The sequence below is a fragment of the Nostoc sp. FACHB-152 genome, assembly GCF_014697475.1.
GTDB lineage: Bacteria > Cyanobacteriota > Cyanobacteriia > Cyanobacteriales > Nostocaceae > Nostoc_B.
This window is the reverse complement of record NZ_JACJRV010000064.1, coordinates 16,404-40,285: the sequence shown is the minus strand read 5'-3', so window position 1 is coordinate 40,285 and position 23,882 is coordinate 16,404. Positions and strand designations below refer to the sequence as shown.

Genomic DNA, 23,882 nt, shown 5'->3' with positions numbered 1-23,882 from the left:
CTGCATCAGTGAAGTCGCTGGAATACGCCATTAGCATTGGATTTTAGATGCTGAGGAGTACCTTAATTCAAAACCTCATAAGATGTCAAATGGGTTCTATAGCAGTCCGTGTAGGAATTACAAACAAATCTACTCCCCACTCTCTACTCCCTATTTCCTGCCTCAACCAGTACTTTAGAAATAAAATAAGATTGTTATATCAGGCATCATCTTGCTAAATTACGTCTGCAAATGTCCGTTCTGTTTTGCGGAAATACCAAATACCACTTAACAGTAAAACTAAAACTAGTGCTAGAGATAGTGTAAATCCTGGCCAATAAATTCTAGAATTACCTCCTAGAATCGCCCACCGAAAACCATCAATCACCCCTACCATTGGGTTGAGAGAATATAATAAACGCCACTGTTCTGGTACTACGCTGCTACTAAAGCCGACGGGTGATATATATAATCCGAACTGAACGATAAATGGCACAATGTAGCGAAAGTCTCGGTATTCGACATTTAATGCTGCTAACCATAGTCCACATCCAATTGCCGCAGCAAATGCGATCGCAATAAATAAGGGCAATGTTAATATTCGCCAATCAGGAACAAAGTTATACCAAGCCATCAGTCCCAGCATAATTATGCCTGAAACCATGAAATCTACAAAGCTGACAATCACCGCACTAATTGGGACTATCAAGCGGGGGAAGTAGACTTTAGATATCAGGTTGGCGTTAGTAATTAAACTGTTACTACACTCACTCAAAGCGTTAGCAAAAAACTGCCAAGGTAGCATAGCTGCAAATACTAATATCGGATATGGCACTCCCTCAGAAGGCAATTTCGCTAAATTTCCGAAGACTACGGTAAAGACTACCATTGTCAGGAATGGGCGAATTAATGCCCAAGCAATACCGATTGCTGTTTGTTTATAGCGAACTAGAATATCGCGCCAAGCTAGAAAATAGAATAATTCCCGATAACGCCATAAGTCTTGCCAATACTGGCGTTCGGTACGTCCAGCTTCTATTACTAACTCCTGTTGGGATGTAGATTGTTTGTTCATGTATAGATGTAAAGCTTAACCCACAAACTTAAAATCTTTAATGTTGTTGTAACTAATCAGCCGTGATTGCCTGCGGGTAAACTCTCCAACAGAAGGGTTGCCATGTGGTGCTATCACTCCTGTGACCTGCTGCCAAAGCTGTTGCGGTGCTGGTACAATTTCATAGTTGCGATCGCCAGACTTATGTACGTGATACCATTTTGTCTGTTGGCATTCCTCACACCAAAAAGCTTCTAACCATTCTCCTTCTATAGGAACTGCGGTCTGACTGGCTACGAGCATTAATGCACTCCGCCGATTCATTCCTCTTTGTTGTAATTGCCCTGCTTGATCAGCAAACAAATGATACTTTTGACTCATGCTATCTATATAGCAACCATGTATGGGGCAGTAGATAGCTCTTCTTTTTGAACGTTTCCGATTTCGGTCACACCTTCTCTGCAATTCGGCCTCCCAGATTAAAATACATAACAAAATAAGGAAGGTTGCGTTGGAGAGGCTGAGATCAATAAGACCATCAAAGCCCAACTCCTAAAAATTACCTGCAAAATATTCAATTAAAGTCAGTTTAGATTTTTTGTGTAATTGCTGTTCGCTGCTTGTAAATGCTTGGTATATATTGAGTGTTAATTTTATTCTTGTAATAAAAGCGTTGAGCTTTTATTACAAGAATAAAATATTTACAGACAGCAAATTTTGCATAATGATACTAAATAAGAGTAATTTATTTGTCTAAACTTTATCATATATTCGATATACTTTAGACTAAATTGCTGGAAGTTTTTCAGAAGATAATTTAACTTCATTGTCTGAAAATTTCTGTCCCCAATTTTTAGTTTGTATTACTTTGAGTTACAACGATCTCTTCATCAGTAGATACTGCTTGCTGTAAAACATCAAGATATTGTTGCGAGATTAATTTAGGTGTAAAGTGCGATCGCAAATACTGACGACCTGCCTTGCCCATCCTTTCTGCTAATTGTGGATCACGGCTGAGTAAGCGGATAAATTGAGCTAGACCGTGGCTATCTCCATTATCGAAGGTACCACCACAGTTGGCTTCTGCAACTATTTGTCTCAGATATGAGTAAGGAGAACAAATAACTGCTATGGGTCTTCCAGCTGCTAAGGCTGAATAAAGCTTGCTAGGAACAACTAAACCTTCTGTAATTTCATCGACACTCACGAAGGATAAATCGCAGGCTGTTAAAGAATAGGGCAGTACTTGTTTTTCTTGATATGGTAGGAAGGTGAAGTTTTTCAGACCTAATCTATTTACTTCGTGAATTAATTCTTCACGCTTTGCCCCACCGCCAATACAAACAAACTGAATTGGCTCATGTTTGAGTTCTTTGGCAGCTTCTAGCATGGTGTCAATGTCGTGACAGCGACCCATATTGCCAGAGTAGAGAACGGTAAATTTTTTTACAAGATTGTACTTCCAGGCAAACCAGTTTTCTTGCTTGGCAATAGGGACTATCAAATCGGGGTTGGCCCAACTGTGAATCACAGAAATTTTATCTTCTACCTGCGGACAATGAGCTAAAACCCGTTGTTTCATTGCTGGAGAGAGAACTACAATCCCTTTAGCATTTAACCAAACTTGTCGGTTAAGAGCATACCAGAGTCTGACTATCCAATGACGCTGAGAAACTACTCCTAAGGCGATCGCAATATCTGGGTAAAGATCGTATATTATGCAGACATATGGCAATTTAAACAATAAATAAGCCAAATATCCGACAAGTGGCAGAAAAGGAGGCGCTGTTGTCACTAACAGTAAATTGTTACGCTGCCATGCTCTGAATATATAAAGCACAGCACGTAAAGTGTACAATATACCATTAACAGCTTTACCCCGAATTCTGCCCGGCCAGAGTTGAGCAGTCCGAGAACGTTTAACGCGAATTCCATCTTCTCGTTCTACAGATGGGGCTTTTTCGGAGTGAAATGCATAGCCAGGTTGACTCGTAAAAACTTCTACATCTACTCCTTGCTGACCTAATTGTTTCACAAGTTCCTCAATTAATTGTCCGGTCGCAGCAAAATCTGGAGGAAAATATTGAGTAACTACAGATAATTTAATAGATTGCTGAGTTTTTACAGAATCATCACTTTCTGCTTCTAACTGAGTAGAAATGGATTGCGTAAATTTTTGATTAATCCATTCATTAAGTCTCATCGGCTCTATCCTATTTGAGAATCTAGAGAGTTTTTGGAAAATACTACTGAACAACTAAAGGAGTTAATCAATAAAAATTCAATACTTGGAGTAGCTTTTTTCAATTTAAAAAATCTAAATATACTTTTTACTTTCTATACCTACATTTCTTGAAGCTTATCTTCACTTAGGTTATATAAATGCTGATATAGGATAGTATTTGATTTTTGAAAAAATCAGTACATTGTTTTACTTGCCTTCTTTCTATTGCCTATTGCTTGACCACACCAGTATGTTCAGTAATCAAACCGGATTCCTATATCGTATTTATTAATAAAAAATTAGACACAGACTACCAAAATATATAACACAATTATCAAAGAAAGCTTCATTGGTAGAAATGAAATTTGCTTTCAATATATAACATTTACAGCGATATCAACAAATATTGAACTTACAAACAATAGGCTGTTAAGTTTATCTGATATTTTACATTGCTTTCTCCAAAAAAATACTAAAAAATCGTAATTAAAATTTTAACTTTAATTTTTTGTGCTGGTAAACCTTGTTATATTCACCGCAGTTTATCCTTTTGTAATTTTAGATCGCAATAACATCATGTTTCAAAATAGACTTGAATGCTTCATCAAAAATTCATCTGACTCAAACTGTTTTAAATCAAATCTTCATAAAATCTCGTTTTGAATAAGTAGAATTTCTTATGTATAATTAATGCTCTTTTTTCTTACTAGTAAGTACTATCATATAGTACCTAATATTCTACTCAAAGCTATTATTTACTATGCAACAAATTTATATCTAAAGGTAGAAGAAGATTAGTAAGAAATAATGTAGCTTAATCAGTTGAAATTATTGATGTAAATAGCATTAAGGCACTTACCAGGAATAAAACCGCCCATCCCATCAAGGTAGAGTGCGTTAGATGACTGGAATGCTGTGCTTTCGCACCAAAGGGCGCGTCTCGATGCGGGTAATTTTATTTTTTGACTCTCCCTAATAGTAGTATGAATGGATGAGAGAAAAAGGAGAGTAATAAAAATGCGAGGCTAATAATAGCCATAAAAATATATCAATGGTAATAGCAGGAATAACCTCCTTATGGAATATCCTTTCCCCTGACAGCCTGAAACATACCTTAATTAAGCAAGGTCTGTTAACGTATATAAATGTAAATGTTTAATGCTAAAAGGCCTCAACTATAGCCGCCCTAAATGAGACTCAAACAAATCTATTCCTTATTGCCTGCTTTGATAAACAGTGTATAAATCAGATAAGATTGCTATAACTACTTGTTGATTTTTGAGTAAATGTGCCTAATTTCCATTGTAGAAAGTTAGAAAGAATTTTTTTATAAAGGCTAAAGATAGTCTGAGTAGCCTAATGCATCGTCAAGGTCTGCACTTATAATCAACCCAAACAATTTATACAGTAGTAAATACTCACTACAAATGAAGATATTGGTTACTCAAATAAAACTTCTGCAAATATAACTTTATCTAATTGCTAAAAAATATCTTAAAATATTGATTGCCGTGTGTAGTTTAAAACTCTAACGACTTGGGAGTAAATTACATAAACTAGCAAATACTCTTCACTGAAAAGCAACCCCAAGTACGTTTTTAGAATAGTCAATAAGTAGTTTAAATGATAAATCCGACTACCTCTAATGTCAATTATTATACGTATATACTTACTTGAGGTGATAAAATAATGTGTTTTCTGCAATTAATTTTATTTAGTAATAATTGATAATACCTAATCTCAGGCAAAAAAATTGTTATAAATAACCTGTATGGTTTATTACCAAACATTCATCGATGATGGAACAACATCCTTCTCAATTCTCCAACTCAGGACATATAGTATTTCAGAATCAACCTCTCTCGTGGACAGAAGAACAAGAAGGAGGTTGGAATTTTAAAGAAATATTGGGTATTTTACGGCGAAGGTGGCTACTTATTTCTGGAGTTGCAAGTTTAGTCATGGCTACTGTTGTTGTTGGCTTAATGCTTAACCCAACTAAGCCAGAATACGAAGGAAGTTTTCAGATTTTAGTAGAACCGGTAAGTGATGATAGTAAAACTGTCGATGTGATTCAAGATGAGCAAAGCACAAATCAGTCTGGGTTAGATTACGATAGTCAAATTCAAATTCTCAAGAGTCCTTTAATCTTGGGAGATATTGTGAGGGAGGTAAAAGTTAGTTATCCAGATTTTAACTATGATTCATTGGCACAATTTTTAATTGTTTCCCGATTAGAATCAACAAAAATTATCCAAGTTACTTATCAAGGGGATGACCCAGATAAAGTTAAATTAGTTTTGGATAAAACTGCTCAATCTTACCTAGAATATAGTCAAGAAAAACGACAAACTAAATTACGGCAAGGGCTTCAGTTTGTTGAACAACAATTACAAATTGCTCAGAATCGTGTAGATCAGCTGCAAAAACAGTTACAAGGTTTCAAGCAAAAGTACGCTCTTAATGATCCAGAAACAGAGGCGCAAATCTTAGATAAGGAAGCTATAGACTTAGCTGGACAAAAGCAAGCTATTAATGTCCAATTAGCACAAGGCCGCGTTAATTTAACTCTGCTTCAAAGTTCAGATGGTCAAAAATCTGCACTAATTAATGCTCCTTTATATCAGCAGTTAATTACTCAAAAAAATCAGTTAGATGCTCTGGTAGCGGCGGAAGCAACTCGCTTACAACCAAATAACCCCACACTTCAATCAATCCAAGACAGACGAGACAGTCTATTGCCGTTAATTAACCAAGAAGCAAAGCGTTTTTTAGATACTAAACGTGCCGAAATAGCAACTGGAATTAGAATCTTGGAAGTCCAAAGTCAGGCAATAGCGAAAAGAGAACAAGAGTTAGCGCAAAAACGTCAGCAGTTGCCTGTTTTGTCACGACAATATGCTAATTTGCAACGGAGATTACAAGTTGCAGTAGAGAGCCTCAACCGTTTTTTATCTACTCGTGAAAATCTCCAAATTCAAAGATCTCAATCAGAATTCGGCTGGCAGTTAATACAAGCACCAGCTAGACCGGCATATCCTGTAACTTCATCTAGTCTGACACGTAATCTAATCTCAGGATTGGTGGCGAGTATCTTAGCAGGAATTGCAGTAGCTTTACTACTAGAAAAATTAAATAATACATACAATACAATCAATGATTTACAAGAAAAGATTAAACTACCTGTGTTAGGTAATCTACCTTTTGAAAAAGAGTTTCAAACTGATCAGGAGCAAGGTTTAGTTCAGAATATTCCTGGTTTCAATTTACCTAAATACTTTTCAGAATTTCTTCCTGATTCAAATGTTGCGACCCTCCCAGAAATTAGTAATTATTCTACAAACTTTTTAGAATCTTTACGGGTACTTTATACCAATATTCAACTCCTGAGTTCCGATCGCTCGATTCGCTCTCTCATCATTACCTCTGCTATGCCTGGTGATGGTAAGTCTACTGTGGCGTTTAATCTGGCTCAAATAGCTACAGCAATGGGGCAGAAGGTGCTACTGGTAGATGCAGATTTACGCAAGCCAACAATCCATAACTTTGCAGATTTAATGAATCTTTGGGGGTTGAGTAACTTAATTTCGACAAACTTGCCAGCCGGAGAAGTAATCCAAAAAATACCTGAATTCAATCATTTATCAGTAATTACCTCTGGCCCCATACCACCTGATCCGACTAAATTGCTATCCTCTGAGAAAATGAAGCGATTAATGGCGGAATTTCATAATTCCTTTGATTTAGTAATTTATGATGTTCCTCCTTTGGTGGGGCTAGCTGATGTCAGCTTAATTGCACCACATACTGATGGTATTTTGTTGGTGGTGAAGATTGGCAAAACTGAATCATCAGTTTTAAGGCACGCTTTGGAGAATCTAAAAATTTCTCGATTGAATGTTTTAGGTATAGTTGGTAACGGTGAAAAAACTAACTTTAATACTTATTATTAGAGAGTTATAAACTGTAGCTCTAGTACCGCAAAGCGGAAGTCAAAAGTCAAAAGTACTATGGAATAAGCTGTTTAGAACTTTTCAATGGTCTGCTTATTTCCGCCGTGGTGTACTAGTTAATAACTCGAATATATAAGAATCCGGTTTGATTACTGAACATACTTATGTGGGTAGGAAATAGGCAATAGGCAACAAAAAAGAAGACAGGTAATAATTTATACTTGAGTTTCATCCGTAGAAAGCGATCGCCATTGCCCTGCACTCACTCTTGCTGCCAGTACTTACAGCATTTTTCGGTTGATTGCAGTACAAGTAGATAGAGGCGAGAGACTAGAGATTAGAAAAATGTATCTCATCCAGATAAAAAATGCTGTAAAGAATATACAGGCGATCGCTACAATCTCTATCACCGATTGTTGTTAGCTATTTTCTATTGGTTGGACTTTGTTTGTTCTCATTATTCCGTAAAAGTCTCTGGGTACTGATAAAAACCAAAATTAACAGCACTAGTTGGATCTGCCAGGGTGCTAACACCAAACTTACAAATAAGCTGATGATTGTAAAAACGCCTATCAGATAAGCTACCTCATCATGACATTTTTTTGATAGATAGCCAGTTACTAAACCAGTAAACAAAGGAACTAAAAAAAACAAAGCCATTGCTAATTCTCTCCTAACCCAAATGTAAAGTGTTCATAAAGTTAAAATAAATTAGTCTTCATAATTGTCGTTAATTTTACATCTAAAAATGATTTATTAACAATAGTCTAAATAAATAAACAATCAGTAAGCGAACTTTCCGCACTTATTCGGTAAATTAGTTTAACACTCAGTGCTACTACCGCTAGATTGATCTAGCATATTACCTTTAGAAGTAATCTTTTCAACTTGAACTCCCGATGCTGAACATTCCTCAACTATTGGCAACTGAACTAGACCTTAAACCCTTTCAGGTGCAGAACGCTCTGGAACTTTTAGCGGAGGGTGCAACAGTTCCATTTATTGCACGTTACCGCAAAGAGCGCACTGGTGAAATGAATGAAATCCAATTGCGCGATTTATTTGATAAGTACAATTACTTAACAGAATTAGAAGAACGAAAAGCGGTAATTTTAAATGCGATCGCTGAACAAGGTAAACTTACCGATGAGTTAAAAGCGAAAATTACCTCTTGTCTACAAAAAACGGAACTTGAGGATTTATACTTACCCTATCGACCAAAACGCCGCACCCGTGCCACAATCGCTAGAGAAAAAGGGTTAGAACCACTAGCAGAATTTATTAAATCGCTGAATGTTAAAAATGGGGTAGCCGCATCTTTAGAAGCAGAAGCAGCAAAGTATATATCTGAAGAAAAAGGCTTGAAAACGCCAGAAGAAGCACTTAAAGGCGCGTCTGACATATTAGCAGAAGAAGTAGCCGAAAAATCTGAACTACGTGCTTACTTACGTGATTTCTTTTTAGAAACCGGACTATTTGTTTCTAAAATTAAAGATGATTATCCTGAAGGTACAACCAAGTTTGAAATGTACCGAAACTATCAAATAAAAGTCAAAAATATTGCCCCGCACAATATGTTGGCTTTATGTCGTGGTGAAACTGAAGGTATCTTAAACTTCGACATTACCTTTGATGAAGATGTTGTGCTTGGTTATCTAGAATCGCAAATAATTAAAACAAAAGTCCGGGCAATAAGGGATTTCTATCAAGTAATGCTAAAAGATGCTTTCAATCGTCTGATGAAAGCATCTCTAATGGGAGAAGTAATTGGTGAAAAGAAAAGCTATGCAGACATAGAATCTATTAAAACATTTGAAACTAATCTACGCGAGTTATTGCTGTCTGCACCAGCAGGAATGAAACCAACCCTAGCAATTGACCCTGGGTTTAGAACTGGTTGTAAAGTTGCTGTATTAGATGAAACAGGGCAATTTTTAGAATATCAGGCAGTTTTTCCGCACCAAGCAGCAGAACAGCGTAAAAAAGCCGCCCAAACTCTGAAAAACTTAATTGAAAAATACAAAATTGAGCTAATTGCTATTGGGAATGGTACAGCATCCCGTGAGACAGAAGAATTTGTCGCCGAAGTATTCCAAACATTAGACCGCAAACCTATTAAGGTCGTAGTTAATGAGTCGGGTGCATCTATATATTCTGCCAGCAAAGTAGCACAAGAAGAATTTCCTGATTTAGATTTGACAGTTCGCGGTGCGATTAGCATCGGTCGCCGTTTGCAAGATCCTTTGGCAGAACTAGTTAAAATCGATGCTAAATCAATAGGTGTCGGACAGTATCAGCATGATGTTGACCAAAAATTATTAAAAAAGAAACTGGATGAAACTGTAGAAAGTTGTGTGAATTACGTTGGCGTAGATTTAAATACCGCCTCAAAAGAATTATTAACTTTCGTTTCTGGGATTACAGCCACAGTTGCCAATAACATTGTTACCTATCGGAATCAAAATGGAGCTTTTAAAAATCGCCGTCAACTTTTAAAAGTCCCAAAGTTGGGGCCGAAAGCCTTTGAACAAGCAGCAGGATTTTTACGAATTCGCGGTGGTGATAACCCTTTAGATAATACAGCTGTGCATCCAGAAAGTTACTCAGTAATTGAAGCGATCGCATCTGACCTCAACGTATCATTAAATCAGGTGAATCAAATTGCTGAAAACCTGAAAAAAGTCAACCTAAAAAAATACGTTACAGATACCGTTGGTGAACCTACGCTACGTGACATCCTCAGCGAACTAGAAAAACCCGGTAGAGACCCCCGTGCAGAATTTAAGTATGCCACCTTTAAAGAGGGAATCAAAGAAATTACCGATTTAAAAGAAGGGATGGAACTAGAGGGAATAATTAGCAATGTTGCCAACTTTGGTGCTTTCGTCGATATTGGCGTACATCAAGATGGTTTAGTGCATATTTCCCAACTAGCCGATAGATTTGTAGACGACCCCAAAAAAGTTGTGAAAGTAGGGCAAGTTGTTAAAGTTAAAGTTTTGGAAGTCAACGAAAAACTCAAAAGAATTAGCTTGTCGATGAAAGCAGTCAAGCAATAATATAGCAGGGAACAGTCAAAGGGTTTTCTGTTCCCTAGCCTGATGTTTTTGCACTTGTTAATTTCTGCGATCGCTAGTAATATCAAATTCAACTTAATGCTTACCTCCGCGACACTCTGCGTTTCAAAACATTGCTTCTGTACCTCAATTAACTGGAAATTCATCTGAAATCCAGAAACCAAAAACTTATATTTTCAAGAACTTTCACCGCCACGAAATTAACTATTATTAGCCAAATTCTATTGTTCAGCCATTAGGTAGATTATTTAGAATATTTGAATAAAAAAACTTATAATAGATCAGCTATTCTCCGTCTAATTTTCATGATTAGAGTATGCAAGATGTATAATCTATAAAAACAATGTTTAATTCAGTCATGCGAATTAGAAGTTTTTTAGCTTATTTGCTCAACAATTCATTAACTTGTAATTAAGAATTCAATTATATTTTTTTAAACAATGGTTCAATTTAATTCAATATCAACTATCGATAGTAATATTATATCACCGCTTGCCGAGCCAGTTCTGAGCATTGAAAAATCTCAACGCATGGCAGAATTTTTTAGCTTTTTAGGAGATGCTAATCGTCTGCGAATTCTCTCTCTTTTGGCGCAAAAAGAACTATGTGTTGGTGATTTAGCCGCATCGTTAGATATGAGTGAATCTGCTGTTTCTCATCAACTACGTAACTTACGGGCTATGCGTTTAGTCAGCTATCGCAAGCAAGGACGAAATGTGTTTTATCAACTCCACGATAATCATATTTTCCATCTTTACCAAGCTGTAGCTGAACACTTAGATGAACCCGAATAAAATTTTACTGAAAACTTTAATTGTGATGGTGATGATAGCGGCTAAAGCCTGGGCCATAAGTTGCTAACAGGTTTTCGGGTGATAAGGCAATTTCAGGCTGACCAGTACAAACAACGGTTTGATTGAGACAAAGGACGCGATCGCAATGTCGGCTTACCATATCAATATCATGGGAAACCTGCAATATCGTCCAACCTTCTTCTTGCTTTAACTCATTCAACAATACATAAAAATCTGCCGCGCCTTGCATATCAACCCCAGCAAAAGCTTCATCTAGTACCAAAAGTTTCCGAGGCATTACCAAACAATAAGCTAATAACAACCGCTTCAGTTGACCACCACTGAGAGTCCCAATAGATTGATGTCGCAGATGATAAACTCCAGTTCGTTGTAAAGCTTCTGTTACTGCTGTTGTTTTTTCTATATTGCGTTTCCAAAATTTCGTGAAAAGTGAATCTTGCTTTTGAACTTCTTTCGTCCAGCCCAACCCAATTAATTCATTCACAGAAATCGGAAAACTCCGGTCAAAAATAAAATTTTGTGGCATATAACCCAAAAAATGGCGTAGACCACCAAGTTTTGTAATTGGACGACCAAATATTTCAATCTTGCCAGCACTGCGGGGGATTAATTCTAAAATTGCTTTGACCAAAGTACTTTTACCAGCACCATTAGGCCCCACTATCGCGGTGTCTGTTCCCGGCAATAATTCAAAAGAAACATCTCGAAGAGCTAAATAATTTCCTTGATATACCGTCAATCCTTCTACTGTTAAAATAGTTGTTGTCATAGGTTTTTAGTAATTATAATTATTAAATAATATTTATATGAAAATACCTTCATTTACAAGCTGATTCTAGAGTTTGTAAATTTGTTCTCATTGCCTTGAAATAATATTGTGGATCTGTCTCACCTGTTTCTAAAGAGTCTAGTGTTCGCAAATCTAACTTCAAATCTTGGGAAAGGCTTGTCAATAATTTGTTATCTACTCCTGGTTCACTAAACAAAGCATTAACTTTGTATTGTTTGACTGTATTAACTGCTGTTTGCACATCTTTTGGTGACAACTGATCTTCAGGAATTTGAACTACAGCCACTTGCTTGAGGTTGTAGCGTTGAGCTAAATATGAATAGGCATCGTGAAAAGTTACAAAAGTACAGTTAGGGTTCTGCTGTAAAGTTTGCTGAAATTCATTATTTAACTTTTCTAATTCTTGTATGTACGCCGCAGCGTTAGCTGTGTAAGTAGCTTTATTATTAGGGTCAGCAGCAATTAACCCATCACGAATATTTATTACCTGCTGTTTGGCTAACACAGGATCTAACCAAACATGAGGATTTCCTTGTGTATGTTCGTGTGCGTGGTCTTTTTCTTCTTTTACCGTTGTGACAACTGGCGAAATTTCGCCTAAAGGTTTAATACCTTGGCTAGCATCGATTTCAACTAATTTGGAATTTTGGGCATTTTTGACTGTATTTTCCAGAAATTCTTCTAGTCCTAAACCATTTTTAACTAAAACATTGGCTGTAGCGATCGCTTTTACATTATTTGGTGTAGCTTGGTACTCATGTACCTCCGTACCCGGCGGCACTAAAATTTCTACATCTGCTGCATCCCCAGCTACCGCCTTAGTAAACAGGTACATCGGTAAAAACGTTGTTACAACTTTAGTGTTTACTAATTGCGATGATGGCTTAGATGCAGCCTCTTGTACTTGTGGCGTTTCACTAGTTGTTGCTTGTTTTGAGTTCGATGGAGTGCAGCTTAGATTTAGTAAACATATCAGCAAAGCAATTAACGGTAATAAACCGCTTCTTTCTTTCTTTTTGATATAAGCTGCAAGCATCTTATTCACCGTGTTTTCTCCTGGCAAGGACAGTAATTTTGGCTTTGGGACATTTTGTATTGATATTGATAATGAAACTGATTTTATTAAGTATATTATAATAATTCTCATTCTCACAGTATATTGTCAAAAAAATTTTGTATAAAAAGTAACTCTAAAACTGACAGAGTTACTTTTTTTTGCTGGCTTTAATTACTTAAATAATTAAATTTTTCTTGACTTTTTAGGTTAATAAAGTTGCTGAGTACTGATAATATTTTGAGAATACTTCTTAAAAAGTATTATTTCAAAAGCGCAGTGTTATGCGCTACCGACGGTAAAAGTGTGAGGATAAAAAATGCACAAACTAAGGCAATATCTGCTGGTTATTTCAGCAGTTTTTGGTACTATATTATCAGCCAGTGGAACTACATGGGCAGAAGAAACATCTGCAACAGCAGAAGTAAAAACAGAATCATTAGTTGCGATAACTCCAGAGCAACCAATTGAGAATACTATTCAAGAAAATGTAATAGCACAAGTTACTTCAGTATCTCAACTTTCTGACGTGCAACCCACAGACTGGGCGTTCCAAGCTTTACAATCTTTAGTAGAACGTTATGGTTGTATTGCAGGCTATCCCAACAGTACTTATCGTGGTAATCGCGCACTTACACGCTATGAATTTGCTGCGGGTTTAAACGCTTGTTTAGATCGAGTGAACGAATTAATTGCTACCGCCACAAGTGAATTAGTAACAAAGCAAGATTTAGCCGCATTACAAAAGCTACAAGAAGAATTTAGTGCAGAATTAGCCACATTACGGGGTCGTGTAGATGCCGTAGAAGCGCGCACTGCTGAGTTGGAAGCAAATCAGTTTTCAACCACAACGAAACTGAGTGGTGTTGTCGTTATTGCACCCATCAGCGTTTTTGCAGGTGATAATGCCAACGGCGACAGAATTGAGAGAGTACCTTTCTTAGGAGATAGAGTACGTCTTGACTTAAACACCAGTTTTACAGGTGAAGACTTGTTAAGAACTCGACTGCAAGCCACCAATTTGAATGCTTTGTCTAGCTCTACCCTAACACCAGAAGGTGATTTGCGATTTACGGCTGGGACTTTCAGCGCTGACAATAATAATGAAGTGGCAATAGACGCACTGTTGTATAGCTTCCCCCTCGGTGAAAAAACAACAGTCGTGCTAGAAGCAAATGCTGGTGCGGCTGATGACTTTACGAATACAGTCAACCCATTCTTTGATGGTGACGGTGATTTTGGGGCTTTATCTAACTTTGGTACACGCAACCCAATTTATTATCCCGTCGCTGGTTCTGGAATTGGTGTGAGACATGAGTTTAGCGACAAATTGGAATTGACTCTAGGTTATTTAGCCAGTACACCTAACGACCCCACACCAGGAAATGGTTTGTTTGATGGGGCTTATGGCGCTATTGGACAATTAACTGTCAAGCCTATTGAGGGTTTAACTCTCGGCTTTACTTACGTTAACTCTTATAACGCTGACTTGACTGCTGGTAGTAACCGTGCAAACTTGCGTACCGCATTGGCAACAAATCCGGCTTTGGTAGGTTTTTTAGGAGAACCAGTTGACCTGCCAATTTCCAGCAATTCCTACGGTATTCAGGCATCATTCCAATTTAGCCCCAAAATTGCCATTGGTGGTTGGGTTGGCTATACCAACACACGCACACTTTCAGAAGTTACTACAGATGCCGGAACAATACCTCGTGGTGAACTAGATATTTGGAATTATGCTGTCACACTTGCCTTTCCAGATTTGGGTAAACCCGGCAGTGTTGGCGGCATCATTGTAGGTATGGAACCTAAAGTAACTGGTGCCAGCAACGGTATTAGGAATGCAATTGGTACTGACTCTGATACATCACTGCACATTGAAGGCTTTTACCAGTACAAACTCAGCGACAACATCACCATCACTCCTGGGGTGATTTGGTTGACTGCGCCAGACCACAACAATGACAACGATGATATTGTGGTTGGTACGATACGCACCACCTTCACTTTCTAAGACGCAGAGACGTAGCAATGCTACGTCTCTACACGATTTATATGTAAATCCTTAAATAAAAAGACCAGCCTCCCACAGCCGGTCTATCATAAGTTGTTTCGCGTTGTCTTCTCAATAGAGTTAAAACCCGATCGCGCGTTCCCAAAATTGCGACGGGAAACTTTTCTTAACAATATTGTAACAGCCAACACAGTTTTTTCTTAAAAATTTACTAAAAAAAGATATGAGCTGTATAGATTGCCTTCTATCTTTCAGGATAATTCACAACTACCAAAGGGTAGAGGTGGGAGGTAAGGGTGCAGGGGGGCAGGGGAGACAAGGAGGACAAGGGAGATAGGGGTGCAATACTAATGACCAATGACCAATGACAAATGACTATTAACCATTGACCAACTGCGGTTTTCCCCAAAGGATGCGCTCTTGTTTATAAATGGCAATTCCTGGTTTGGCTCCTTTGGGTTTGTAGACGTACTTTGGCTGAGTGTATACCACTGGTACTTGGTCGCTCTGACGCGCACGACTGTAATAAGCGGCGAGGTTAGCGGCAAATTCCAAGTCGCTGGCTTCTGGAACAGCACCGGGTTCTAAGCGCATGAGTAAATGGCTTCCAGGAATTTCTTGAGCATGAAACCATAAGTCATAATCTCCTGCTACCCGAAAAGTTAAGTGGTCGTTTTGCCGATTATTGCGACCGATTAAGATTTCAAAGCCGTTAGGTGTGCGGTAACGATGGAAGTTGGTGTTAGCAGATTCTTCGGTGCTGCGGTTGCGATATTCTGGATCTTCTAAATACTTTTGCCCGATTAACTCGTCGCGGATTTCTTCTAGGGCTTGCAAGTCTTCGGCTGTTTGATAGCTTTCGATTTGAGCGATCGCAGCTTCTACTTGTTCTAAATACTCAATCTCGGATTTTACATCTAATAGTAGTGGTTCGACTGCTGAACGCGCACGTTTGAGTTTTTGATGCTGCTTGTAAAGGTTTTGAGCATTCTGCACAGCATTTTTATCTGGCTGGAGTGCGATCGCAACTGGTTCACCTGTCTCAAAATCTGGTAGGCTAATTTCTTTCATACCCGGTTCCCAGTTTTGCAGGTGCGCCATCAATAAATCTGCTTTTTGGCGATAATCATCAGCTTGGTCTGATTGCTGCAAGCGTTCTGTAAACGTTTGTGCCTTAATTCGCAACTTGGCCAGAATATTATTTAATTTCTGACTCAATTGATGGCGTAACTGGCTAAATACCTGTTGATTGAGTTGGTCAGTGTAATACTTGTTTAGTAATGTTTGGGTATCTTTAGCTGGTGCGATCGCACCCCAACCCATAACTGTATATCCCGTTGCTGTCCAAGCTGGTTGAAAATTACCTAAATCTAAAGCTTGCAACCATTCTTGCCAGTGTTGAAATAGTTTTTGCCAATCCTCAGCACAAAGATTATCAGTTGTTGTGTCTGGTAAGATGTTAGTTGCTAGCAGCATCGAATCTATTAATGCTGCACTTAAACCGCTATAACTTTTGATTAGTTGACGCTTGATTGCACCCGGAACTAAGCTCACTCTTTCTTGCCACCGTGCTTGAGATTCACTCAAGTTGGGAACCGGGCCTGTAAGTTTAGGCGGGATTTCATAAGGCTGTCCAGTTTGTATGGGACGCACACTCGATTGTTGCTCACTAACTTGATGGGCAGCAGTAATGATTAAATTATTCGCATCCGTGAGAATGGCATTACTGTATTTGCCCATAATCTCTACATATAAATGATAGAGGGCATTTTCTCCAGGACGACGAGCAAATTGTAAATCAATCGCACGTTCCCAAGGTGCGATCGCTTCTATGGCAACTAAAGCCAAGCCACCCAATTGGTGTACTAATTGCTGGCTAAAGGTAAAAGTATCTGGTAATCGTGGCGGCGGATCACCCATGCAAAGGCGTGCAGCTTGGGGATGCCAAGAAATTTCGAGCCAACCCCTTTGTTTTAAGGTACGTAAAGCCACAGAAATAGTGTAGCGATCGCGCTGATAAACTTGTTCTAAACGCGATGGCAGCCAGTAAGCGCGGAGTTCGCTACAAGCAGATGTGAGAGTGGTTAAGTCAACTGGTTGCACAAAAATAAGCCATTAGCGTTCAAACATCGATGCTCAGTATATGCTATCGTGTCTGGCTGAGTCTGATCATCATCAGAAAAAGCGATCGCAATTGATGAAAGCGATCGCTTTTGTCTTAGCAGTGATTTTTTAGAAATCTTAACTGTTAATTTAAATCTGTTGACTAGCCAGTTTTTTTCGTTTCAATGCTGCTGCACCTGTCATGGTAGCAACAAAAATAGCACCAAGTGTACTAGGCTCTGGCACTGATTTAGAAGTACCCACTTTAATTTGGAAAGCCAGATTAGAGTTTGTAGGTGCTTTCCCTACCCAGCTAAAAGCAGTTTTACCAGTTAGCTTGAAGCCAGAAGATATCTTGCCGAGATGGAGATAATCTGTATCTTTGCTAATAGCTGTACCCGAAGATGACAAACTGCCCAGTGCTGTTCCATTAAACACAAGGTCACTCAATGTCACCTTATTGTTAGTGTTATTTTTGCTAGGGTCAGTAGTGCTAACAATATTGTCTTGTCTAGCAAAGGTACGTAAAAAGATATCAGTGACAGGCCCACTAAATTCTTGTGTGGTTAGTTCTACAGCTTGGGCAATGTCAAAAACTTTGTAAGTTACCTTGCTACCTGTATATTCCAAACTAAAATCCCAGACTTTACCATTACCCCACGGCAAATCTCCTTTAGCTACAGGAAGACCAGCACCAACAGTTGCCCTCACATCTCTATTAATTCCTAATTCCCGCTCACCATAGTTTAGCTGTCCGTTATTATTACCAATTCGACCCTCTGCCACAAATAACTCTTTAAAATCTCCTTTATCTAGCAACAAGTTAAAATCTAAATCGTCGAAATCTGAATCAGCATCTTGAGATGTCAAAGGGACGATTGATACAGCTTTTGCTGGGTTGGGAGCGATGACTAACCCTAAGGCAACTAATCCTAAAGCCAAAAATAATTTTTTATTACCTCTAAGCTGGTTGAAAAATAACATGGTTTCTCCTGTAAGCGGCGGTTTTTCGCCATAAATGTTAAAAATCTGGTAGCTTGCACCTAATTGATTTATTTAAATGTTTTTCACCCTAATAAGTCTAGTATCAATACATTTCAACTTTTTTTTCTGAATCATATAAGTTGATGCCAACGTATTGATACAAGTGAAATCAGTGTAGTTGAGTAAGGTATTTATTTTGTACTACAAGCTTAAAATAAGGGTTGAGCAAAAGTCTAGAACTCACTCTAATTTAAATCAAAAATTAATACAAAGACAAATTTTTGACTAATTTACCGTAAATACTTACGTAGTACAGACGGTTGTTTTTGATTAAATGAAATGTTACAGCAGTGAACAGGTAACAGGTAACAGAGTTAAATGTCTTTGGCTGTATCCAATTTATTACCTACACCCAGAAGCCTGATAAATACTGGGTTTACCGTTAACAAGCGTGCCATTCACTTCTGCACATTTAGGATGCTCCTGGAAGTCGAACTGTAAATGTACTGCCAAGCCCTGGCTGACTTTGAACGTGAATGCTGCCTTTGTGTGCTTGGGCGATCGCTCTTGCTATGGCTAATCCCAGTCCGGAACCACCAGAGGTACGAGAGCGTAGGCGCAGCCCGCCTTAGGCATCGCCATCGACTCGGTAGAAGCGATCAAATATTCGCTTTTGATGTTCAACAGCAAAATTCCTCCTAAGATAGAAATGGTGATGTCTGCATAGTTTATCGATCCAGATTGCGTGTCCATAACGCAGAGGTACGCAGAGTAAACGCTAAGTGACGCGGAGTTTTGCTAGATTTATTGCACTACAAATTAATAAAATGCTGTCTTAAATTTTTCCTAGTCTTTTTTATCATCATCACCTAACATTTTTAATAGTTTTCTCGCTGCTAAAACACCTAAGACTCCAGCACCAACTACTTCCACAGCCTGTACCACTTTTTTACCTACATCTTGAGGATCGAGATGGTGATGAAATATCTCTTCATCTAGCCATTCTGTAGTGGCTTTAAAGTCATGAATTGGGGTTGGTAATAGTGTTAAATAAGTGCCTTGACGAATTAAATGTGCTGGTTCGCCTGCGACTTCAAAAATATTGAATAAGTTAGCAGCAGCATCATTTAATCCCAACTTTAATAGAGTTCCCCGGATATTAACCTTAACTGGTTTGAGGTCTTCTCCGAGAGCAAGAGCTTTCAAATTTCGAGCTATATTTGCTCCTTGTTGATAAGCTACTTGGGCTGTGGGTGGTAGTGAACTATCTTGAACTGCTGCACAATCACCACCTGCAAAGACTTCGGGAAAATCAAGCAATTGCATTGTGGGAGTAACTAGAGGACGGTTGTGATGATCTCGGTGTTCTTTGGGTATTGGTAACTCTTGAATGAGAGGATGGATAGAAGTACCAGCAGTCCAGATTGTGGTGGATGTTGGCAGTGTCTTAATTTCATCATTGCTTTTATACTCAATTGCATTCGGATGAACAGCCGTGGCTTCTGCTCCTGTAAGAATTTCTATTGCTATGCTGCGTTGTTGTAATTCTTTTTCAGCAATTGGACGCAACGGATCGTTAATATCACCATTGAGAATTTCTTGACCATGATTGAGGATAATCACTCGGATTTCACTAGAATTACCCCCTAAAGCACTGTACCAATGGGGGAGGAGATCAGCTAAAGTTGCTGCCATTTCCACACCAGAAGCACCGCCGCCCACGACAACTACTGTTAATAGTTTACGGCGTTGTTCTATATCTTGGGTTTGGATGGCTTTTTGTAAGCAGTCACGTAAATGCTTGTCAAGTGCGATCGCATCTGCTTGTGTCCAAAAAGGAAAGGCATTCACATTTGCACCTTCAACGTGATGATAGCCAGTAACGCTACCTAAAGCTAATACTAAGTTGCTGTAATTGTAAGAGTTACCCGAAGCTAATTTAACTTCCTGTTGATGCAAGTCTATAGACTGTACAGCATCTTGCACAAAGATGACACCGCTACCTTTGAGTAATTCCGAATAACGCGGTACTACTTGCACACTATCCATCTCGCCATCAAAATATTCATAAAGCAATGGTTTAAAGCAAAATCGCTCGTTTTTATCAATCAAAATTACAGAGCGAGGATAATGTTCATGAGCTAAATGTAAGGCGGTAAATAATCCGGTAAAACCACCACCGACAATTACAGTTTGATAAACTGGGCTGTTCATAATCAGGGAGTAGGGTGTAGGGGCATATGAGGGAGAATAACTAATGACTTTTGACTTTTGACCAATTAGCTATACAAATAAGAAAAAAGCAATCAGAATAGCACTCAGAGCAATAGCAAATATTAGAGCGTATTCAAATCTCCGGCTAAAAAATCCTACAGCCGCAATTAAGGCGATCGCTAACCCAAAAATGCCAATATACTGCTCTTTTTGTAAACTATGGGCAATTAGTGGGTCTTGATTTTTTCCAGTAACGGGAGTTTCTTCAATTGCTCTTGGAGACGGTAATTCTTGTGCTAGAAATTTCATAAAATTACTCCTAAAAATACTTGCAAACTGAATATTTCTATGCTTTCCAAAGATAGAGAAGAGAGAATAAAAAGACCCAAATTGTATCAACAAAATGCCAAAACAAAGTGGTAGCACTTACACCGAAGTGACCTTTATCGTAGTTGTCTTGCCGGAAAGAACGAACAAGCATAATTATTTGTAAAATTACACCAGTGAGAACGTGCAGACCATGAAAACCTGTTAATACATAAAATGTTGAACCAACTAATCCTGTGCTTAAGCCAAAATCAAGGTTACGCCACTCAATTCCTTGACTGATTAAGAAATAGGTTCCCATACAAATTGTCAGCAGCCATAGCCACCGAAATTTATTAAGCTGATGCTGCTTAAGGAAATTTTCTGCTGGTTGAATGACAAAGCTACTAGAGAGTAATATCACCGTGCTAATAATTACAAAAGGAGATAGTTTTGGCCCGGAAACCCCAGATGGTAGCCAATTTCCTGATTGCGTTAACCGCAGCCCAATGTATGTAAAAATAAAACTTAAAAAGACAATGCTTTCCGACAACAGGAACACGGTAAACCCGAAAATTGCTTTGCCATGATGGTCATGAGAACGCCCACCACGAAATGGTAAGAAACGCTTTAGCCAACGTGGGAGGTATTGCCGCCACCGTTCTAAAGGGATAGGACTTTCATCTACATGAATTACGCCACGATTCATAGATTGATAGTTTTGATTATTTGTCATTAATTCTTAGCTTTCTTGCTGATGATAGTCAGGAGGTTCTATGACTGAGTATTTAGGATTGCCATAGTCGTAGGGTGGTCTTTTGACAACTGGAATTTCTGCAAAGTTATCTCGCGGTGGCGGTGAGGTAGTCGTCCATTCCAACCCTGTAGCGAGCCAAGGATTATTACTTGCTCTATTTCCGTACAGGCAAGAAACCACCATATTGGCAATAAAGGGCAGTATAGATACGCCTAATAAAAATCCCCCTAAACTAGCGATGACATTCCAACCCTGATAGCGTGGGTCATAGGAAGAAATGCGGCGTACCATTCCCTGTAAACCTAGTGGCAGCATAGGAAAGAAAGTCAGGTTAGCACCAATGAAAGTTAACCAGAAATGCACCTTACCCCAACCTTCGCCATACATCCGGCCAGTAATCTTCGGAAACCAAAAGTAAATGGCAGCGAAAATTGCCATCGTGATGGTATTAAAAACAATGTAGTGGAAGTGTCCCACTATAAAGTATGTATTGTGGACGTGAATATCAAACGGTACTGCTGCCAGCATCACACCAGTCACACCACCAAGCAGAAACATGGCCGCAGCTCCCATAGCGAATAGCATGGGTGTCTCTAGGTGCAGCTTACTTTTCCAAATTGTCGCTGTCCAGCCAAATGCTTTGACACCAGTAGGTACGGCAACCAACATCGATGTCACCATAAATAACATCCGCATCCAGCCAGGGGTAGCACTGGTAAACATATGATGCACCCAAACAAAGATGCTGACGAAAGCGATACCTAAAGAGGCAACAGCTAATGAGCGATAGCCAAACAGAGGGTTACGGGAAAAGGCTGGCAATACCTCGGCAAAAATACCAAAGGCTGGTAGTGCCATGATGTAAACTGCGGGGTGGGAATAAAACCAAAATAAATGCTGATAGATAATGGGGTCGCCATTTTCTGAGGGTTTAAAAAATTGCGTCCCGAAACTGAGGTCAAATAATAGTAATATCAATGCACCTGTGAGCGCAGGCAAGTTAACCAGCTGCAACAACTGGGCGCTGAGTGCTGACCAAACAAACACAGGCATTCGGAAAAATGTCATTCCTGGGGCGCGCATCCAAAAAATGGTGGTGACAAAGTTGACAGCCCCCATAATTGAAGAGATGCCAATTAGGACTATACTGACAATCCAAATAAATTCACCGTTAATCGGCTGACCAGGAGGAATTTGCAAACTAATTGGGGGATAAGACCACCAGCCCGCCTGCGCTGTTCCACTGGGCAGCAAGAAGCTAGATATTAATAAAATCCCGCTTGGTGGAATAATCCAAAAAGAGATGGCATTGAGTAGCGGAAATGCCATATCCCGCGCGCCAATCATCAGTGGTACTAAGTAGTTAGAGATACCTGCATTGAAGGGGATAATCCATAAGAAAATCATGATTGTCCCGTGCAAGGTGAACAAGCCATTGTATAGGGGGCGATCTACTACGTTTGATGCTGGCGTAATCAGTTCAGCGCGAATTAGCATTGCTAACAGCCCGCCAATCAAGAAGAAGATGAAGGTCGTCACCATATACTGAACGCCGATGACTTTATGGTCGGTGCTGAAGCTGAAGTATTGTCGCCAGTTATTCTCCGACTCGTTTTGAGATGTTACATCTATAGAATCATGTGTCATTCATTACTTTCCTTTGATTTGCAATAGCTGGTTGTTCAGGTGCAACAGTGTACCAGCCACTCTTAAACAATGTTTTTGGCGGTTGGACATACTCAGCAACAGCCTGATTTTTGATGGCTACTGGTTGGTTTTCTGCTGTGGTCAGCCACTGGTTATATTGCTGGGGAGATTCAATGTGGACATTCGCCTCCATCAAAGCAAAGTATGTACCGCTAAATAAAGCGTCTTTGAGTTTGTATTTACCGATGCGAGTGGGTGTAACTACAAGGTCAATATTGCGCCCTGGGACAATATACTGCTGTAAGCGGAACTCAGGGACATAAAAACTGTGGAGTACGTCTTTGGCGTGCATATTTAGGCGAGTCCGACGATTTACAGGTAGGTGTAATTCATTACTAGTAACATTATTTGGATAGCGGAAAGTCCAATCCCACTGCTTCACGAACACCTCAATAGTTTCATCAGCAGGTTTAGGGATATCGCTGATTGATGCGGCAGAGGCTGGTTCTTCTAGAGGTGTATGCAAATGTACAATTTGTTGCAAACCTAGAATATCTAATTGCTGATAAATATTGAAGCCTTGCCAAGCCACCCACAAAACTAGTAATGTTGGAGCTGCTGTCCATAAAACTTCTAGCCTGATATCGCCTCTAGATGGATGTCCCTCGCTGTAGTCATTTTTGGGTGCGCGAAAGAACAGTACCGAGTACACCATCATCCCTACAAGCCCAAGAATAATAAACGCGCCAATAGCAGTTAAGAAGCTAAACAAACTATCTACCTTTTGTGCTTCTGCTGTAGCTTCTAGTGGCATCCAAGAATAGGCTAACTGTCCAATCCAATGACTGACAACAAGCAAAACTGCAATATAACCAGTTATTAGCAAATATTCTAAAAATCTAAACATAAAC

Annotated in this window: 17 protein-coding genes and 1 pseudogene; 4 read left to right on the top strand and 14 right to left on the bottom strand. The window is 39.0% G+C overall.

Features of this window, described 5'->3' with window-relative positions; genetic code table 11:
• Positions 1-214: 214 nt before the first annotated feature.
• The 3 genes from H6G76_RS27755 to H6G76_RS27745 form a co-directional block, all read right to left on the bottom strand.
• Positions 215-1,054, bottom strand: coding sequence for an ABC transporter permease (locus tag H6G76_RS27755; RefSeq protein ID WP_190708338.1), 840 nt, complete (start codon positions 1,052-1,054; stop codon positions 215-217).
• Between the two features lie 15 nt (positions 1,055-1,069).
• Complete coding sequence (locus H6G76_RS27750; RefSeq protein ID WP_190708337.1) at positions 1,070-1,498, bottom strand: hypothetical protein; 429 nt, start codon at positions 1,496-1,498, stop codon at positions 1,070-1,072.
• Between the two features lie 388 nt (positions 1,499-1,886).
• Positions 1,887-3,236 (bottom strand): glycosyltransferase family 4 protein, encoded by a 1,350-nt coding sequence (locus tag H6G76_RS27745; RefSeq protein ID WP_190708335.1) that lies wholly within the window; start codon positions 3,234-3,236, stop codon positions 1,887-1,889.
• Positions 3,237-5,056: 1,820 nt separating this feature from the next.
• Here H6G76_RS27745 and H6G76_RS27740 point away from each other — a divergent pair.
• Positions 5,057-7,210 (top strand): polysaccharide biosynthesis tyrosine autokinase, encoded by a 2,154-nt coding sequence (locus H6G76_RS27740; RefSeq protein ID WP_190708346.1) that lies wholly within the window; start codon positions 5,057-5,059, stop codon positions 7,208-7,210.
• 423 nt (positions 7,211-7,633) lie between these two features.
• Here H6G76_RS27740 and H6G76_RS27735 read toward each other — a convergent pair whose 3' ends face one another.
• Entirely contained in the window at positions 7,634-7,870 is a 237-nt protein-coding gene (locus tag H6G76_RS27735; RefSeq protein ID WP_190708332.1) for a hypothetical protein, read from the bottom strand.
• Positions 7,871-8,109: 239 nt separating this feature from the next.
• Here H6G76_RS27735 and H6G76_RS27730 point away from each other — a divergent pair, with 239 nt between their 5' ends.
• Positions 8,110-10,269: a Tex family protein gene (locus tag H6G76_RS27730; RefSeq protein ID WP_190708330.1), complete on the top strand. Its 2,160-nt coding sequence runs from the start codon at positions 8,110-8,112 to the stop codon at positions 10,267-10,269.
• Between the two features lie 458 nt (positions 10,270-10,727).
• Complete coding sequence (locus H6G76_RS27725) at positions 10,728-11,081, top strand: metalloregulator ArsR/SmtB family transcription factor (RefSeq protein ID WP_190708328.1); 354 nt, start codon at positions 10,728-10,730, stop codon at positions 11,079-11,081.
• Positions 11,082-11,097: 16 nt separating this feature from the next.
• Here the strand turns inward: H6G76_RS27725 and H6G76_RS27720 are convergent, their stop codons facing one another.
• Both H6G76_RS27720 and H6G76_RS27715 read right to left on the bottom strand, forming a co-directional pair.
• Entirely contained in the window at positions 11,098-11,871 is a 774-nt protein-coding gene (locus H6G76_RS27720) for a metal ABC transporter ATP-binding protein (RefSeq protein ID WP_190708326.1), read from the bottom strand.
• A 49-nt stretch (positions 11,872-11,920) separates the two neighbouring features.
• The gene (locus H6G76_RS27715; RefSeq protein WP_190708344.1) at positions 11,921-12,928 is read right to left on the bottom strand and encodes a metal ABC transporter solute-binding protein, Zn/Mn family; all 1,008 of its coding nucleotides are present in this window, start codon (positions 12,926-12,928) and stop codon (positions 11,921-11,923) included.
• 337 nt (positions 12,929-13,265) lie between these two features.
• On the opposite strand from H6G76_RS27715, the gene H6G76_RS27710 reads away from it, so the two are divergent.
• A complete protein-coding gene (locus tag H6G76_RS27710) occupies positions 13,266-14,960 on the top strand; it encodes an iron uptake porin (protein ID WP_190708324.1) in 1,695 nt (564 codons plus the stop codon).
• 378 nt (positions 14,961-15,338) lie between these two features.
• Here H6G76_RS27710 and H6G76_RS27705 read toward each other — a convergent pair whose 3' ends face one another.
• The 8 genes and pseudogenes from H6G76_RS27705 to H6G76_RS27670 form a co-directional block, all read right to left on the bottom strand.
• Complete coding sequence (locus H6G76_RS27705) at positions 15,339-17,063, bottom strand: NFACT family protein (protein WP_190708322.1); 1,725 nt, start codon at positions 17,061-17,063, stop codon at positions 15,339-15,341.
• Between the two features lie 150 nt (positions 17,064-17,213).
• On the bottom strand, positions 17,214-18,047 hold the full coding sequence (locus tag H6G76_RS27700) for a choice-of-anchor W domain-containing protein (protein ID WP_190708320.1): 834 nt from the start codon (positions 18,045-18,047) through the stop codon (positions 17,214-17,216).
• 472 nt (positions 18,048-18,519) lie between these two features.
• Positions 18,520-18,735, bottom strand: a pseudogene (locus H6G76_RS36715) (ATP-binding protein); the annotation flags it as partial.
• Positions 18,736-18,893: 158 nt separating this feature from the next.
• Complete coding sequence (locus tag H6G76_RS27690; protein WP_190708318.1) at positions 18,894-20,261, bottom strand: NAD(P)/FAD-dependent oxidoreductase; 1,368 nt, start codon at positions 20,259-20,261, stop codon at positions 18,894-18,896.
• A 69-nt stretch (positions 20,262-20,330) separates the two neighbouring features.
• On the bottom strand, positions 20,331-20,570 hold the full coding sequence (locus H6G76_RS27685; protein ID WP_190708316.1) for a hypothetical protein: 240 nt from the start codon (positions 20,568-20,570) through the stop codon (positions 20,331-20,333).
• 37 nt (positions 20,571-20,607) lie between these two features.
• Positions 20,608-21,276 (bottom strand): heme-copper oxidase subunit III, encoded by a 669-nt coding sequence (locus H6G76_RS27680; RefSeq protein ID WP_190708342.1) that lies wholly within the window; start codon positions 21,274-21,276, stop codon positions 20,608-20,610.
• A 33-nt stretch (positions 21,277-21,309) separates the two neighbouring features.
• Positions 21,310-22,971: a cbb3-type cytochrome c oxidase subunit I gene (locus H6G76_RS27675; RefSeq protein ID WP_190708314.1), complete on the bottom strand. Its 1,662-nt coding sequence runs from the start codon at positions 22,969-22,971 to the stop codon at positions 21,310-21,312.
• Positions 22,961-23,878 (bottom strand): cytochrome c oxidase subunit II, encoded by a 918-nt coding sequence (locus H6G76_RS27670; protein ID WP_190708312.1) that lies wholly within the window; start codon positions 23,876-23,878, stop codon positions 22,961-22,963. Before H6G76_RS27670 ends, H6G76_RS27675 begins: the two co-directional genes overlap by 11 nt.
• Positions 23,879-23,882 lie beyond the last annotated feature (4 nt).

Bases quoted from the DNA above. Each gene is read 5' to 3' on its own strand.
- H6G76_RS27755 (WP_190708338.1), bottom strand. From the start codon at position 1,054: ATGAACAAACAATCTACATCCCAACAGGAGTTAGTAATAGAAGCTGGA.
- H6G76_RS27745 (WP_190708335.1), bottom strand. From the start codon at position 3,236: ATGAGACTTAATGAATGGATTAATCAAAAATTTACGCAATCCATTTCT.
- H6G76_RS27740 (WP_190708346.1), top strand. From the start codon at position 5,057: ATGGAACAACATCCTTCTCAATTCTCCAACTCAGGACATATAGTATTT.
- H6G76_RS27735 (WP_190708332.1), bottom strand. From the start codon at position 7,870: ATGGCTTTGTTTTTTTTAGTTCCTTTGTTTACTGGTTTAGTAACTGGC.
- H6G76_RS27730 (WP_190708330.1), top strand. From the start codon at position 8,110: ATGCTGAACATTCCTCAACTATTGGCAACTGAACTAGACCTTAAACCC.
- H6G76_RS27725 (WP_190708328.1), top strand. From the start codon at position 10,728: ATGGTTCAATTTAATTCAATATCAACTATCGATAGTAATATTATATCA.
- H6G76_RS27720 (WP_190708326.1), bottom strand. From the start codon at position 11,871: ATGACAACAACTATTTTAACAGTAGAAGGATTGACGGTATATCAAGGA.
- H6G76_RS27715 (WP_190708344.1), bottom strand. From the start codon at position 12,928: ATGCTTGCAGCTTATATCAAAAAGAAAGAAAGAAGCGGTTTATTACCG.
- H6G76_RS27710 (WP_190708324.1), top strand. From the start codon at position 13,266: ATGCACAAACTAAGGCAATATCTGCTGGTTATTTCAGCAGTTTTTGGT.
- H6G76_RS27700 (WP_190708320.1), bottom strand. From the start codon at position 18,047: ATGTTATTTTTCAACCAGCTTAGAGGTAATAAAAAATTATTTTTGGCT.
- H6G76_RS27690 (WP_190708318.1), bottom strand. From the start codon at position 20,261: ATGAACAGCCCAGTTTATCAAACTGTAATTGTCGGTGGTGGTTTTACC.
- H6G76_RS27685 (WP_190708316.1), bottom strand. From the start codon at position 20,570: ATGAAATTTCTAGCACAAGAATTACCGTCTCCAAGAGCAATTGAAGAA.
- H6G76_RS27680 (WP_190708342.1), bottom strand. From the start codon at position 21,276: ATGAATCGTGGCGTAATTCATGTAGATGAAAGTCCTATCCCTTTAGAA.
- H6G76_RS27675 (WP_190708314.1), bottom strand. From the start codon at position 22,971: ATGACACATGATTCTATAGATGTAACATCTCAAAACGAGTCGGAGAAT.
- H6G76_RS27670 (WP_190708312.1), bottom strand. From the start codon at position 23,878: ATGTTTAGATTTTTAGAATATTTGCTAATAACTGGTTATATTGCAGTT.